Consider the following 15,515-nt stretch of genomic DNA (forward strand, 5'->3'; position numbering starts at 1 on the left):
CGGGAAGGTCTGGCAAGCTTCCTAGCTTCATTCTGGGAATTTGAAAGGGAACACCATTCCTGCATTCCCACGCTTCGCTAGGAAACTTGCCAGCGCCTTCTGAGAGGGCAATGATCTATGCGGATTGGTATAAAAATAATAACGCGGTACACAAACTAAACGGTTTACAACGCTCGTTAACAACAGCAAGCGGATTTTGTGTACTTGAGTATCCTTTTTACGAGTTAAAAATGCGCAATGGGATACTTTTTTACCTATTAGGAAAGGTTATGTCTTCACGATTATCTTTATCGCCTTTGTTGCTTGGAGTAGTACTACTTGCAGGTGTTGTAGTGTATTTGAATAAGCCCGAAGAAGAGAGCGCGAGTAATAGTAGCGTGCGGGCGACGCCGGTAAAAACAGCCTTGGTATCATCACAGGCATTCCCCATTACGATTGAGTCATTAGGTACTGCTACCGCCAATGAGTCGGTGAATATTACCGCACAAGTTACCGATACCGTAAAAACGATTAATTTTGAAGACGGCGATAAAGCCACCGAAGGCGAGTTACTGGTTCAGCTAAACAATACGGAAGAACGCGCCAGGGTAGAGGAACTTAAGGCGAATATTGATGAGGCCAAACGCCAGTTCACGCGAATTTCTGACTTGCGTCAGTCAAACGCTACCTCTGAACAACTTCTAGACGAGCAGCAAGCACGGGTGAAAGCCTTACAAGCTCAGCTAGATATTGCGCTAGCTCAGCTAAACGACTTACAGATACGTGCGCCATTTAGCGGACTATTAGGTAATCGCGAAATCAGTATCGGCTCTTTGGTGCAACCTGGTGACACTATCACTACTTTAGATGACATCAGTCTAATTAAGGTCGATTTCAGTATCGCTGAAAACCATCTTGCAAGCGTGGCTAAAGGGCAGGCATTAAGTGCATCCTCGGTGGCTTACCCCGGAGAAGAGTTTACAGGGAAAATCTCTAACATTGACACGCGACTCGACCCGATTAGCCGCTCTATTCGGGTACGTGCGACGATAGATAACCAAGATAATCGTCTACGCCCAGGTATGCTGCTTACCGTAATTGTTGAAAAGCGAGTGCTGAATACTTTGGTATTGCCGGAAAAGGCGCTGGTTCCCGTTCAAGACAAGCAGTATGTGTATGTTGTCAAAGATAACGTTGCACATCAAACCGAAGTGGTAATTGGTGAGCGTCGTCCCGGGCTGGTGCAAATTGTTAGTGGGTTAAACGAAGGCGATGAGGTCATTACCGAAGGCACGCTTCGGGTACGCGACCAATCTCCGGTTAACGTGTTAAACCGCTAAGGGAGCATATCGTCATGTTATTGTCAGACGTTTCTGTAAAGCGCCCTGTTTTCGCAACGGTTATTAATTTACTGCTGATCATTTTCGGTATTGTCGCTTTTACCATGTTGAGTTTGCGTGAATACCCTGATATCGACCCACCGATTGTCTCGGTGAGTACGACCTACACAGGGGCATCGGCTAATATTGTTGAGACTCGGATCACCCAGCTATTGGAAGATAGAATATCGGGTATTGAGGGGATAAAAAACGTTACCTCGACCTCTCGTAATGGTCGTTCAGACATTACTATTGAATTTAAGCTCTCTCGTGACATTGATGCTGCCGCGAATGACGTGCGTGAGCGAGTAAGTCGCGCACTCAATAACTTGCCTGACCAAGCTGATCCTCCTGAGGTGTCTAAAGCAAATTCCGATGAAAGCGCCGTGGTGTGGTACAACCTGCGAAGCACTAACCTAAATACCATGGAGCTGACTGACTACGCCGAGCGCGTATTAGTGGATAGGCTTTCAATTGTCGACGGTGTCGCTCGAGTTCAAATTGGGGGAGGCAGGCGCTATGCCATGAAAGTGTTCTTAGACCGCAATGCAATGGCGGCAAGAGGTATTACGGTAAACGATGTAGAGCAAGTCATTCGCGCCGAGAATGTGGAATTGCCGGCGGGGGAAGTGGAAAGTACTGATCGTAACTTTGAAGTACGGGTTGCGCGAACCTTTCTTACACCTGACGACTTTGCCGCGCTGACGGTTGCGATAGGCGACAACGGCTATCTTGTGCGGCTTGGCGAAATAGCCCATGTTGAATTAACCGCAGAAGATGACGAAACCGAGTTTCGTGGTGATGGGGTCAATATGATTGGACTCGGTATTATTAAGCAGTCCAAAGCCAACACCTTAGACGTTGCCCGTGCAGCGAAAGCGCAAATTGAAAGAATTGAAGCCACCCTTCCTGATAATATTTTTATTGTACCCAGCTATGATTCGTCGGTATTTATTGAGGCGTCGATTGATGAAGTATATGAGACTTTAGGTATAGCGATGCTCATGGTGGTGATCGTTATTTACCTTTTCCTAGGTAATATTCGCGCCACGTTGATTCCGGCAGTTACCGTACCCGTTTCTATTATTGCCGCTTTTATCGTGATGTATGCACTGGGGTTTTCGATCAACCTTCTTACCCTGCTTGCTATGGTGCTAGCCATCGGTTTGGTGGTGGATGACGCCATAGTTGTGCTTGAGAACATCTACCGACGCATAGAAATGGGCGAACCACCTATTTTGGCCGCCTACCGCGGCGCTAAAGAAGTTGGGTTTGCGGTTATTGCAACAACGCTGGTGCTTATTTCTGTGTTTGTACCGTTGGTTTTCCTTGAGGGCAACATTGGAAGGCTATTTACGGAGTTCGCATTGGCCATAGCTGCTGCGGTAGCGTTTTCAAGCTTTACCGCACTTACGTTGTCGCCCATGATGGCGTCGAAAATCCTTAAAAAAAGAACGCGGTCGTCTGGCTTTGGAAGTTGGATGGACAAGCAGTTCTCTAAACTAGAGAACGGCTACTTCAATACGCTAAGTAAAACGTTGCATCAGCCCATTCTGATGCTGCTTATGCTTGCTATTGCTATCGTTGCATTGGTACAGCTTTCTGAAAAAGTGCCTAGCGAGTTCGTTCCCAAAGAAGACAGAGGCAATTTCTTCATTTTGATGAACGCGCAGGAAGGGGCTAGTTTCGAAAGTAACGCAAAGAATCTCGAAAAAATTGAAAGTATCTTAATGCCTAACCGCGAGAGTGGGAAAATCAATCGCCTTTTGGTTAGAACACCTGGTTTCGGCGGTAATGCGGGTATCGCAATAGTGGGTTCTGCAGACTGGGATGAGCGAGATTTCAGTACATTTTCGCTCATGGATGAAATTAGCGCCAAACTTAACAGCGTGCCTGACGTTCGTGCTTTTGCCATCATGCGCAGCGGGATTTCCGGAGGAGGCCTCGGCCGTCCTGTTCAGTTTGTCTTACAAGGCGATACCTACGAAAATCTGGTTGAATGGCGAGACATTGTTCTACAAAAGGCAGCGCAGAACCCAAGGCTCATTCGACTAGACTCCGATTATAAAGAAACCTCTCCACAGCTATTGGTGAATATTAACCGCGACAGGGCCGCTGATCTTGGGGTATCAATTAGTGATATTGGCGGCACACTGGAAGTGATGCTGGGTCAGCGTAGGGTGTCAACATTCCTTGATAGGGGCGAAGAATACGATGTCATCATGGAAGGTATAGAGGAAGATTTTCGAAGCCCTAACAGCATAGAAAATTTGTACGTGCGTTCATCCCGTACTGGCGAGCTCATTCCTATGGACAATTTACTCACGTTTGAAGAGCAAGCCACGTCAGCACAGTTAAATCGCTACAACAGAATGCGTGCTGTCACTATTTCCGCCAACTTGGCGGACGGTTATACGCTAGGGCAGGCACTTGAATATTTAGAAAACATTGTAAGTACAGAACTGCCTGACAATGTATCAATAGATTACAAAGGCGAGTCACAGCTGTATCAGGAAGCGGGTAATTCATTTGTATATGTATTTATGCTGGCACTCGCTGTCACTTACTTAATATTGGCTGCGCAATTTGAAAGCTGGGTGCACCCGTTAGTCATCATGCTGACCGTGCCGTTGGCGCTTGTTGGAGCCTATATCGGGCTATTCTTTAGCGATATGACGATCAATATATACAGTCAAATTGGTTTGGTTATGCTAATTGGACTTGCCGCAAAAAACGGTATTCTTATTGTCGAGTTTGCAAACCAACTACGGGATGCCGGTATGGAGTTTGAATATGCGCTTAAACGCGCAGCCGCGCAGCGCCTACGTCCTATCGTAATGACGGGCTTCACTACGGTATTTAGCTCCTTACCACTTGTACTCGCGTCTGGACCAGGGGCAGAAAGCAGAATGGTTATAGGTATGGTCATTTTCTCTGGTGTTCTCGTTTCTGCCTTCATGACACTTTATGTTGTCCCCACCGCTTATAGTTGGCTGGCAAGAAATACCGGTTCTCCACTTCAACGAACAATGGAGATAGAGAAGCTGGAGCAGTCAATCCCTTATAAAAAAGGCGAATCGTAACCTTTAGCGGGGTACAAACCCCGCTTATCCCTTATTTTCTTCAATACACGCTCAACAAGGGTTGATTTAAAAATATACAGGAGGGGGCTATAAGAATTATCTTTCGCGTATGTTTTTATATACGTAAATATCAGCGCTCATCACTAAGTGCTTTGTGATGATGTTACTTAACTTACTAAATAATATAAAATAATTTGCTTTTCACTGCTCTCATCATAAATTCTTATTTGTGGCCATAATGCATAAAGGTATGTATTAGACATTTGTATAGTTGCTTAACTTACAACTTCATCTACACTTCGCGCCAAAATCAACCGCTTGTATAAGTCATTAATTTTTAAACGCTAAAATTTTCACGCTCAAATTGGCGAATATGGCAATTGTGACCAATACTTATCCCGTTGTATGAGTATGAGCACACACGCACATGTTTGTCTCAAGCCGTTTAAAAGCTCCACTTTCCGTGCAAACGGGTTAGCAAGAAAGTTAAAAGCGAAGAGCAAGCATTCAACAGACTCTAGAGGACATATCATGAAGAAATGGATACTTGCAGCAGGATTGTGCTGTAACGTAGCTTTTGCCGATGTAGCAGTTATTGTTCATCCAAGTAACGCTGACACCCTCGATAAAGATAGTATTAGCCGTTTATTTCTAAATAAAGCAAAGGCGTTTCCAAGCGGTACGCAAGCCGAGCCAGTTGCGTTAGCTGATGGCCAATCTGCCACCGATGAATTTAACGGCAAGGTATTAAACAAAACCGCAGCACAATTAACTGCGTTTTGGTCAAAACTAGTATTTACCGGTAAAGGTCAACCACCAAAAGCTCTGGGTAGCGATGCAGAAGTTGTATCTAAAGTAGCAGGAAACCCTGGCGCAATTGGTTACGTCGACGCTGGCGCTGTTAACGACAGCGTACGAGTAGTCGCTACCTTTTAACTGACCGTTTATACAAAGAATTTAAGGAACACGCATGAAAACCAAACTTGCTATCTTATCTATGGCTGGCCTGTTAGCTACTCCGGCACTGGCTGATATTCAAATCAACGGCTTTGCAAACCTTATTGGTGGTATGACACTAGACGATGACGAGTCAGTGTACGATTACGACAGCGACTTTAACTTCGACCCTGCAAGTGTATTTGGCCTTCAGGTTCGTGGTGATGTTAGCGATAAGCTCTCTGCGACCGCCCAGCTGGTTGGCCGTGGTAGTGAAGATTACGACGCCGATTTTGAATGGGCGTACATGACCTATATGTTGAACAACAACTTCAACATCAGTGCAGGCCGTCTTCGTATGCCTTTATTTAAGTACTCTGCGTCATTAGATATCGGTTACTCGTATCACTGGCTAACACCACCAGATGCTGTATACGGCATTGACTTCAACAACATTGACGGTGTTCGTGTTGACTACATGAACTACTCAGGTAACTGGGAATATGGTGCACAGTTTACCGTTGGTCGTGTTGAGGCTGATACCACCATTTCAGGAACGCCTGCTGCGTTAGAATTGGAAAACGTGGTCGCTGTTTCATTTGAAGCAACACGCGATTGGTTCAGTGCGCGTACTTTGCTTGCACGTGGTAAAACAAGTGCTGCGAATGCTGACTTTGACACATTTGTTGGTGGTTTAAATCAATATGGTGCCTTTATTCCTGCGGCGTCTTTGGCCGCTGAAGGCCTAAGTGTTAACGAAGATACAGGTACCTTCTTTGAAGTGGCTGTTGATATCGATAAGTATGATTGGTTTGTGGGGGCAGAATTTACCCAAACAGAAGTTGATGGCTCTGTTATTGCCGATAATAAAGCATGGTACGTTACGGCGGGTATGCGCTTTGGCAAGTTTACACCACATATTACTTACGAAGTTGAAGAAGCGGATAATGGTACTCAGCTAGGTTTAATTGCTGCATTACCAGCTACGATTGCGACAGGTGATGCCTTGGTTGATGCTACGTGGAACGGCGCAAATGGCTCGCCGGGTATTTACCAAACTGCGGCAGGTATTGCTGCTCAACAGGAGCTAGATGTATCTGCAGTTACTGTTGGTCTTCGTTACGACGTTGAGCCAGGCTTTGCACTTAAAACTGACGTAACTTGGTATTCAGATGATCTAAACGATCTAAATGATGCAACACTGCTTAAAGTAGGCGTAAACTATACGTTCTAACTACTCGTTATGGCCTTGCATTTTGGTGCGAGGCCATAAATTCATTAAAGATTTTAGCTAGTGGGTAGATAAATTAGATATGATGTTTTTTCAGGTAAAACTGAAACGTAGTTAAGCAATTATAAAAAACAGTGGGATAGCTGATGAACTTTCTAAAAAAAATGCCAATTGCGACAAAGATTTTCCTCATTCCGGGGATCGCAGCGCTAAGTTTTATTATTTACTTGCTTATCACTGTCTATACCGCACTCAATAATGGTGCAACGCTAGAAAAAGTTCAGAAAGTTCAATTTCCTGCCCTTCAACTATCAGCATCAACCTTAGTTGATATGCAAAAGGTTCGCGATACCCTTGCGAGCGCAGTGACCACTGGTGATCAAGACACCCTAACCATGGCGCAAGAGCTCGCCGAAGAAGCAAAAAGTGGCTTAAACCACATTGCTTCGATTAGCCCTGAATTTCGTAGTGAAATTTCCCGCATCTCCTCAGGCTTTGATAGTTATTTCGATGTTGCCTACGACGTATCACAGTCTATGGTCAACGGCACTGCCGACTTCAGTCGTTTAGGCGAACTCTCAGCCCAAATGAATCAGTCTTACGATGGTGCCATCGCTGCGATGTCTCAATTTCGTGATGCTCAACAGGCGGCATTTGAAGAAGCATTTAAAAACACAGACAGTGCCAATACCTCGTTAATTAGCACAGGCGTCATTTTAGCCGTGGTTGTGACTATATTGCTGTTTGGAACAGCGGTACCTATTGTTCGCGGCATTAAGCAAAGTATTGATGACGTGGTTCGTTCCCTCAAAGATATTGCTCAAGAAAACGGTGACCTAACGGTTCGCATAGAAACCAAAAGCGAAGATGAAATTGGCGAGTTGGTGTATTGGTTCAATCAATTCATGGACAAACTGCAAGGCGTAGTGCGTGATGTGGTAGAAGCGAGTTTACCGCTATCAAACCTAGCGCAGAACTTACGCGGTGTAACGGAAGAAACCCAGCGCACCATTGATGTACAGCAAAAGTCTGCAACCAATGCTAAGCGTGCGGTAGATACGATGAGTGGCTCTGTTGACGGTGTTGCACATAGCGCAGCGCAGGCGGCAAGTGACGCTAACGAAGCAACAACAGCGGCCAGTGAAGGACGTCAAATCGTACAGCAAACCGTTACCAGTATTCAGCAGCTTGCTGAGAACGTACGAGAAACCGCTGACGTTATAGCTCGTTTAGAGTCTGATTCTAATAAAGTTGGCTCGGTGCTGGATGTGATCAAAGGTATTGCAGAGCAGACCAACCTGTTAGCACTAAATGCCGCCATTGAAGCCGCAAGAGCGGGTGAACAGGGTAGAGGCTTTGCGGTAGTCGCAGATGAAGTGAGAACGCTAGCATCGCGCACACAGCAGTCTACGGAAGAAATTCAAAGCACCATTGAACAGCTTCAAAGTGCCGCACACTCGGCAGTAGAGGTAATGTCACGTGGTACCGAACAAGCAACTAGCAGCGTTGAAACAGCCAACAAAGCGGGAAGCAGTCTAGAAACTATTACCAGTACTATTGGGCGCATCAACCAAATGAACGAGCAAATCGCGCACAACACGGAAGATCAACGCACAGTCGCGGTTGACATAGTTCGTCACGTTGATGAGATTCATGAGCGTACCGAGCAAACAGCGAGCCGTTCAGGTGAACTAGGCAGCATGTGTAATGAGCTTGCCGACCTAGCGCAGCACCTTGAGTCAATTGCGAAGCAATTCAGAGTGTAATACCTTATCAAATGCTATTTAGGGCCTCCGCAAGGAGGCTTTTTTGTAGGTGCTAATTACATTTCAAAAGTCATTGTTACTAGCGCTAGTAAAGCGGAATTAGCATAAAACGAAGGCATAAAAAAATCCCCAGCCAAGGCTGGGGATTTTTAGTCAAAGCAATGCTTTTTCTATTCGTCTAAGAAGCTGCGTAGCTGCTCAGAACGGCTAGGGTGGCGAAGTTTGCGAAGTGCTTTCGCTTCAATTTGACGAATACGCTCACGGGTTACGTCAAACTGCTTGCCTACTTCTTCAAGGGTGTGGTCAGTATTCATGTCGATACCGAAGCGCATACGAAGTACTTTTGCTTCACGGGCGGTCAGGCCTGCTAGTACTTCCTGCGTTGCATCTTTCAAGCTACCGCCAGTTGCTGAGTCGAGGGGCTGAATAATCGTGCTGTCCTCGATAAAGTCGCCAAGATGTGAATCTTCATCATCACCGATTGGGGTTTCCATCGAGATTGGCTCTTTAGCAATTTTAAGTACCTTACGAATTTTGTCTTCAGGCATTAACATGCGCTCTGACAACTCTTCAGGGGTAGGCTCACGACCCATTTCCTGAAGCATTTGACGAGAGATACGGTTAAGCTTGTTGATCGTCTCAATCATGTGAACAGGGATACGGATAGTACGCGCCTGGTCAGCAATAGAGCGAGTAATCGCCTGACGAATCCACCACGTTGCATAAGTTGAGAACTTATAACCACGACGGTATTCGAACTTATCCACCGCCTTCATTAGACCAATGTTACCTTCTTGAATAAGGTCTAGGAATTGAAGACCACGGTTGGTGTACTTCTTAGCAATTGAGATAACAAGACGTAAGTTAGCTTCAACCATTTCTTTCTTCGCGCGGCGTGCTTTCGCTTCACCGATTGACATGCGACGGTTGATGTCTTTGATATCTGCGATCACCAAGCCAGTTTCCTGTTCAACTTGGTTCATCTTGCTAATACAGCGCTCAATTTCTTCCTGATTTACAGCAAGGTCAGCGGCGTATGGTGCACCTGATTTAACTGCTTCATGTAACCATGCATTAGACGTTTCGTTGCCCGCAAATGCTTTGATGAAGTCTTTCTTCGGCATTTTTGCGTTAACCACGCAGAACTTCATTACTAGACGCTCTTGAATACGCACTTTGTCCATCATCTCACGCATGTTCTTAACCATGCGATCGAACTGTTTTGGAACTAGGCGGAATTCTTTGAAAACATCGCTTAATGCATTGATTTGCGTGCGAGAGTCAGCATGAGCTCGGCCTTTCTTCTCGATAACTTCACGAGTTTTAAGGTATTGCTCACGAAGCTCAGTGAAACGCTCACGGGCTAACTCTGGGTCAACACCGCTATCGTCTTCGTCGCTATCGTCATCATCTTCATCGTCGTCTTCATCATCTAACTCTTCTTCAGATAATTCAGAACCAACGTGAGTAGCCGTTGGAGCAAGGTCTTGCTCATCGTTAGGATCAACAAAGCCAGAGATGATGTCGCTCAAGCGAATTTCTTCTGCTTCGTAAAGATCCCACTGGTCTAATAGATAAGTGATAGCTTCTGGGTATTCAGCAACTGAACATTGTACCTGGTTGATACCATCTTCAATTCGTTTAGCGATTTCAATTTCGCCTTCACGAGTAAGAAGTTCAACCGTACCCATTTCACGCATGTACATGCGAACTGGGTCAGTCGTACGGCCAATTTCGCTTTCTACAGTAGCTAATGCCTGAGCTGCCGCTTCTGCAGCATCTTCATCAGCATTCGCTTCTTGCATGAGAAGTTCGTCTGCATCAGGAGCTGATTCAGAAACTTGAATTCCCATGTCGTTAATCATGCGGATTATGTCTTCGATTTGATCAGAATCGACAATATCTTGCGGCAGGTGGTCGTTTACTTCTGCAAAGGTTAAGTAACCTTGCTCTTTACCTTTTGCAATCAGGAGTTTAATCTGAGACTGCTTGCTTTGCGCCATATAACCTACACTTCTCACATTCAATTAGTTTGCAATAGAAAAGACAACATACGTCTAGGTATGTTCCCCGTTCTGCTGTAGTACTGCTTTTGTATCAAGGCCGTTAATGCTCGATGCCACGCTGGTCTAAACCATTATGTTGCGATGCACATCTGCTCGGGTTCGGATCTGCCCGTTATGTTCGGCTATATCTTTGCTACTCGTGCTGCTGTATTTTTGTTCACTTTATAGTGAATGAGACACGTTTATCTGTGCCCACAGCGAATTAGCCAGTATAGCAGAATAAACGGTGGTTTTACCAGATTGATGGCCGATTTTTTAGCCAGTGTTTTTAAGCTACAAAACAGCGCATACTTACAGCGCGTACTCCAGACAGCGCGTATTCTAGCTAAACTAATCTTGTTAACTTAATCCCACTAACATAAGTGTTTAAAAAAGCCTTATGCAAAAGCCTACAGAAGAACAGGCTAACCTCTAGGTCAGTTTGCCCAAGGTTAACTCTTCTGTCTTTCCCTCATAAGCAGGTTCAATTCCTGTTTTTCCGCCTGTGTCAACGGCTGAACCCGCGAGCGTGAAATTAAGGTTTCAATGCGGCTATCGAAATGCCCGTCCAGTAAGCGAGCGAAGCTGTCGTTGTAAACCCGTTCAGCATCCTCGTCTTTAACCAAGTGTTCTTGTAACAATAATTTCGCGATAGTAGAAGAATGGGGATGGTCGCGGAAATTTTCAACAAGCTGCGCGGTTTTTGCTTGAGGGTGACTTACGCAATAGCGATGCACATCGCGTAATAAATCCATGCCAGCAGCGTTGCTGCCCGCAAAAATATCAATTTGAACGTCTTCACATAGTGTGGCTAATTCAGGTTTATCAAGCAGCAAGCGTATCAGCATGCGAAGCGGTGATAGTTTAGGCTTGTTTACTTGATTGCGATTCGGAGAATAAGCTTGCTTCGAACCTTGATTGGCTTTGGTAATATCTTGCTGAAGTTTAAACCGATCGAACTCGCCAGTGTGCTTGGCTAATTCTTCGAGCAGCATTTGCTTTTGATCATCACCTAATGTGCTTTCGATAAGCGGCATTGCCGCTTTCTTAAGGGCAATTTTACCTTCCGGCGTGCCCACATTGTGCGTCTTTAATAAGTTTTCAAAGAAAAAGCGGGATAACGGCATGGCGTCATCTAGCATTTCCATAAACGCATCTTTCCCCACCTGACGCACCATAGTGTCAGGATCCTCGCCGTCAGGTAAGAATAAAAACGAAATACGCACGCCGTCTTTTAACGCGGGCAGGGCGTTTTCTAACGCGCGCCATGCAGCTTCACGCCCTGCGCGGTCACCGTCATAACAGCATACAATGTGAGACGTAGCGCGAACCAGCATTTGAATATGTTCAGGTGTGGTAGCTGTACCTAGCGCAGCAGTAGCAATATTAATGTCGAATTGACTGAGCGCCACTACGTCCATATAGCCTTCTACAATAACGACGGTATCCAGGCTACGATTTTTTTGTCTGGCAGAATAAAAGCCAAAGAGCTCACTGCCTTTGTGGAAAATGCGTGTTTCTGGCGAGTTTAAGTATTTAGGGCCGCCGTCATCTAATACTCGGCCTCCGAAACCCACCACACGACCCCGTTTGTCCCTGATAGGAAACATAATGCGGTCGCGGAAGAAGTCGTAAGTACGCCCTTGGTCGTTTTTATTGACCAGTTTTAAATCGACCAGTTGCTTTATGCGCTGTGGATCTTTGCCAAAGGTATTTAGCAACGCGTCCCAACTGTCTGGCGCGTAGCCAATTTCCCATTGCTTAACGATATCGCCGCTCAAGCCACGGTTTTTCAAGTAGTCGATGGCTTTTTTGCTATTACCATTTTGGCGTAACTGATGCTGGAAAAAGCGTGCAACTTGCTCCATTACTGCGTAATCGTCTTGCTGTTGCTGCTTTTTCTCTTCGCTCATGGCAGGGCGACTGCCCTTTTCACGGGGGACTTCAAGCCCGTGATAGCGCGCTAGCTCTTCAATCGCCTCGACAAATTCTAAGCGGTCGAATTCCATAATAAACGAGATAGCGTTACCGTGAGCGCCACAGCCGAAACAGTGGTAAAACTGTTTGTCTTGGCTAACAGTGAAAGATGGCGACTTTTCGTTATGAAAAGGGCAGCACGCTTGGTAGTTTTTACCTGCTTTTTTAAGTTTAACTCGGCTATCTACCACTTCTACCACATCGGTACGTGACAGCAGGTCGTCTATAAAATCGCGAGGTATCTTTCCAGCCATGAGGGTACTTTCAAAAAGGGTTAGTTAAAAAAGATTCAGTTCAAAAGAATGAGAAAAGCACAAGTCGTAACTGCGCTTCAAGCGACAGGCTACAACATTATGAAAACAGTAATCTACTTTAACAGGGAAGTGTAAAAATGAGAACAATGAAGGTGTGACAATGCACACCTTCTACACGCTTCACTTTTACGAAAGGGCAGAGTTTAAGCGTTCAAACGCGCCTTAATTTTTGCACTCAAAGCACCCATGTCGGTGCGGCCTTGAACCTTAGGTTTCAAGGCGCCCATGACTTTACCCATATCCTGCATACCCGATGCTCCGGTCGCAGCCATGGTTTCGTCGATAAGTGCATTTAGCTCATCGTCAGTCAAAGGCTGAGGTAAGAAATCTTCAATGTAAGTGATTTCTTCACGCTCTTTGCTAGCTAGGTCGTCGCGGTTTGCTGCGTCAAATTGCGCAGCCGCGTCTTGGCGCTGCTTAACCATTTTGGTCAGTACCGCTAAGATTGCACTGTCGTCTAGCGTAATTTGTTCATCGATTTCTTTTTGTTTAATGGCAGCCATTGCCATGCGAATAGTACCAAGACGTACTTTTTCTTTTGCACGCATCGCATCTTTTTGCGCTGCTTTTAAATCATCAATTAGTGCCATGATGTTTCCTGATTTTTTATTAGTAGAGTTTATACCAATCCACACAGATAATTGCCCACTCAGAAGGCGCTGGCAAGTTTCCTAGCGAAGCGTGGGAATGCAGGAATGGCTGTTCCCTTTCAAATTCCCAGAATGGAGCTAGGAAGCTTGCCAGACCTTCCCGAAGGGCGAGTTTAAAATGTCCGTACTCTTTGTTGTGTCCCCTTGATGTAGAACCACTATACCTGCGGTAACACGCCGCGATTACGAACATTTTAACTCTCGCTGAGTGGATAATCATCTATGCGGACTGGTATTATTAAGCCCCAGGTTGAAAATCAAATGCAACCATTTGAAAAGGAAAAAATGGAGTCGATAAGAATAAGGCCAAAAAATAGAGGCCCAGAAACGCGAAAGGTGCTGCAATTGCAACACCTTTCAGACTCGTTACTTAACCCTATATTAGTAGAGTTTTACGCGACGTGCGTTTTCACGAGCTAGCTTCTTAAGATGACGCTTCTTAGCGGCAGCTTTCTTGCGCTTGCGTTCCCAAGTTGGCTTTTCGAAGAATTCACGACGACGAACTTCAGAAAGAACACCTGCTTTTTCACAAGAACGCTTAAAACGACGCAGCGCCACATCAAACGGCTCGTTTTCTCTAACTTTAACGATAGGCATTAAACACTCACCTCAAAACTTTTACTGTGTAAATCCGGGTAAAATTGTGCGCTAAAAAGGCCACCCGGGTTAAAAATGGTGCGAAATTCTAATCATATCTACAGAGAAAGTAAAGGATGAATTGCCAAAAAATAGCCAATATTGTGCATTTACCGTTCATTTACCTGTTCACTGGCATTCCATGAATGCAGGATTAAAGGTAAACTCTGCGCTCGTTAAGCACCGTGTTGTTTAACTCGGCTTGTATAAGCGCCCTTTTCAGAATGTTTTCTTGCTTAATTCCCTTTTGAAAAATGGTTATCAAAAGTGTGGAATCAGATGATCCTGACTAGGGTAGTGTTATGATCGCGGCGGGATCATAAAGATGATCGCATCAGATCGCCAGAATTATTTTCTCAGTTTTTGATATTTGCTTAGTCATTATGGCTCTCAACAATTGTGTGAACACGTGTTGTGATAAAAAGACGACAGCAAATCCAAAAACGAAGCATTGAAGTTAGTAGTAAAAGGGTTACTCCCCATGCGTATTTTAGGAATAGAAACATCTTGTGACGAAACTGGCATCGCCGTTTACGACGATGAAAAAGGGTTGCTGTCGCACGAACTATATAGCCAAGTAAAGCTGCACGCAGACTACGGTGGTGTTGTGCCTGAACTTGCGTCACGGGACCACGTGAGAAAGATCATTCCTTTAATTGAAAAGGCTATGGAAGACGCTAACACCCAACCATCAGAGATCGACGGCGTTGCTTTTACCCAAGGCCCCGGTTTAGTGGGCGCATTGTTAGTGGGTTCGTCTGTCGGGCGTTCATTGGCCTACGCGTGGAATGTGCCTGCAGTGGGCGTTCATCATATGGAAGGGCATTTATTAGCGCCTATGCTTGAAGACGACGCACCTGAATTTCCTTTCGTTGCTTTATTGGTTTCAGGTGGCCACTCAATGCTAGTTAAAGTCGAAGGCATTGGTCAATATGAAGTACTTGGTGAGTCTATTGATGATGCCGCTGGTGAAGCCTTTGATAAAACCGCCAAGTTACTTGGCCTTGATTACCCAGGCGGCCCTCTTTTAGCAAAATTGGCTGAAAAGGGAGAAGCGGGACACTATAAGTTTCCTCGCCCGATGACCGACAGACCAGGACTAGATTTCAGTTTCAGTGGTTTAAAGACCTTTGCGGCGAACACCATTCGCGATGCTGACCTAACCGGTGGTGATGCTGAGCAAATTAAAGCCAATATTGCCTACGCGTTTCAAGAAGCAGTAGTTGATACGCTTATTATAAAATGTAAGCGAGCATTAAAGCAGACTGGCATGAAGCGTTTGGTTATTGCTGGCGGCGTAAGTGCAAATACAATGTTGCGCAGTGAGATGAAAGCCCTGATGCAAGAGCTAAAAGGTGAGGTGTTTTATCCTAGCTTAGCGTATTGTACAGACAATGGTGCCATGATTGCCTATGCGGGCATGCAGCGATTGAAAGCTGGAGAAACCTTGGCCTTGTCTTCTCAAGCCAAGCCGCGCTGGCCCCTTGATACTTTATCGGCGGTTTAGATACCCATAAAA

General features: G+C 45.4%; 10 protein-coding genes. 6 read left to right on the forward strand and 4 right to left on the reverse strand.

Annotated elements, in window-relative coordinates; translation table 11 throughout:
* Positions 1-269 precede the first annotated feature (269 nt).
* The 5 genes from F0261_RS14440 to F0261_RS14460 all read left to right on the forward strand — a co-directional run bounded on the left by F0261_RS14440 (position 270) and on the right by F0261_RS14460 (position 8,374).
* Positions 270-1,319 (forward strand): efflux RND transporter periplasmic adaptor subunit, encoded by a 1,050-nt coding sequence (locus tag F0261_RS14440; RefSeq protein ID WP_041449924.1) that lies wholly within the window; start codon positions 270-272, stop codon positions 1,317-1,319.
* A gap of 14 nt (positions 1,320-1,333) precedes the next feature.
* Positions 1,334-4,441: an efflux RND transporter permease subunit gene (locus F0261_RS14445; protein WP_171338317.1), complete on the forward strand. Its 3,108-nt coding sequence runs from the start codon at positions 1,334-1,336 to the stop codon at positions 4,439-4,441.
* Positions 4,442-4,972: 531 nt separating this feature from the next.
* On the forward strand, positions 4,973-5,377 hold the full coding sequence (locus tag F0261_RS14450) for a substrate-binding domain-containing protein (RefSeq protein ID WP_171338318.1): 405 nt from the start codon (positions 4,973-4,975) through the stop codon (positions 5,375-5,377).
* Positions 5,378-5,411: 34 nt separating this feature from the next.
* Positions 5,412-6,611, forward strand: coding sequence for a topoisomerase IV (locus F0261_RS14455; RefSeq protein WP_171338319.1), 1,200 nt, complete (start codon positions 5,412-5,414; stop codon positions 6,609-6,611).
* Between the two features lie 143 nt (positions 6,612-6,754).
* On the forward strand, positions 6,755-8,374 hold the full coding sequence (locus F0261_RS14460) for a methyl-accepting chemotaxis protein (protein WP_171338320.1): 1,620 nt from the start codon (positions 6,755-6,757) through the stop codon (positions 8,372-8,374).
* A 170-nt stretch (positions 8,375-8,544) separates the two neighbouring features.
* Here F0261_RS14460 and rpoD read toward each other — a convergent pair whose 3' ends face one another.
* From rpoD to rpsU, 4 genes are all read right to left on the reverse strand, one after another.
* Positions 8,545-10,377 carry an RNA polymerase sigma factor RpoD gene (rpoD, locus tag F0261_RS14465; protein WP_014948265.1) on the reverse strand — a complete coding sequence of 611 codons (1,833 nt, stop codon included), beginning with the start codon at positions 10,375-10,377 and terminating at the stop codon, positions 8,545-8,547.
* Between the two features lie 494 nt (positions 10,378-10,871).
* On the reverse strand, positions 10,872-12,650 hold the full coding sequence (gene dnaG, locus F0261_RS14470) for a DNA primase (protein ID WP_049587032.1): 1,779 nt from the start codon (positions 12,648-12,650) through the stop codon (positions 10,872-10,874).
* A gap of 203 nt (positions 12,651-12,853) precedes the next feature.
* Complete coding sequence (locus F0261_RS14475) at positions 12,854-13,300, reverse strand: GatB/YqeY domain-containing protein (RefSeq protein WP_014978320.1); 447 nt, start codon at positions 13,298-13,300, stop codon at positions 12,854-12,856.
* Positions 13,301-13,741: 441 nt separating this feature from the next.
* Complete coding sequence (rpsU, locus tag F0261_RS14480; RefSeq protein ID WP_012517258.1) at positions 13,742-13,957, reverse strand: 30S ribosomal protein S21; 216 nt, start codon at positions 13,955-13,957, stop codon at positions 13,742-13,744.
* Between the two features lie 520 nt (positions 13,958-14,477).
* Here rpsU and tsaD point away from each other — a divergent pair.
* Positions 14,478-15,503: a tRNA (adenosine(37)-N6)-threonylcarbamoyltransferase complex transferase subunit TsaD gene (gene tsaD, locus F0261_RS14485; RefSeq protein ID WP_014978321.1), complete on the forward strand. Its 1,026-nt coding sequence runs from the start codon at positions 14,478-14,480 to the stop codon at positions 15,501-15,503.
* Positions 15,504-15,515: the final 12 nt, after the last annotated feature.

This window comes from Alteromonas sp. 07-89-2, from assembly GCF_013113925.1.
In the GTDB taxonomy this organism is placed as follows: Bacteria; Pseudomonadota; Gammaproteobacteria; order Enterobacterales; family Alteromonadaceae; genus Alteromonas; species Alteromonas macleodii.

What these genes read in the sequence shown, in the direction of transcription:
- F0261_RS14440 (WP_041449924.1), top strand. Translation starts at nt 270, where the DNA reads ATGTCTTCACGATTATCTTTATCGCCTTTGTTGCTTGGAGTAGTACTA.
- F0261_RS14445 (WP_171338317.1), top strand. Translation starts at nt 1,334, where the DNA reads ATGTTATTGTCAGACGTTTCTGTAAAGCGCCCTGTTTTCGCAACGGTT.
- F0261_RS14450 (WP_171338318.1), top strand. Translation starts at nt 4,973, where the DNA reads ATGAAGAAATGGATACTTGCAGCAGGATTGTGCTGTAACGTAGCTTTT.
- F0261_RS14455 (WP_171338319.1), top strand. Translation starts at nt 5,412, where the DNA reads ATGAAAACCAAACTTGCTATCTTATCTATGGCTGGCCTGTTAGCTACT.
- F0261_RS14460 (WP_171338320.1), top strand. Translation starts at nt 6,755, where the DNA reads ATGAACTTTCTAAAAAAAATGCCAATTGCGACAAAGATTTTCCTCATT.
- rpoD (WP_014948265.1), bottom strand. Translation starts at nt 10,377, where the DNA reads ATGGCGCAAAGCAAGCAGTCTCAGATTAAACTCCTGATTGCAAAAGGT.
- dnaG (WP_049587032.1), bottom strand. Translation starts at nt 12,650, where the DNA reads ATGGCTGGAAAGATACCTCGCGATTTTATAGACGACCTGCTGTCACGT.
- F0261_RS14475 (WP_014978320.1), bottom strand. Translation starts at nt 13,300, where the DNA reads ATGGCACTAATTGATGATTTAAAAGCAGCGCAAAAAGATGCGATGCGT.
- rpsU (WP_012517258.1), bottom strand. Translation starts at nt 13,957, where the DNA reads ATGCCTATCGTTAAAGTTAGAGAAAACGAGCCGTTTGATGTGGCGCTG.
- tsaD (WP_014978321.1), top strand. Translation starts at nt 14,478, where the DNA reads ATGCGTATTTTAGGAATAGAAACATCTTGTGACGAAACTGGCATCGCC.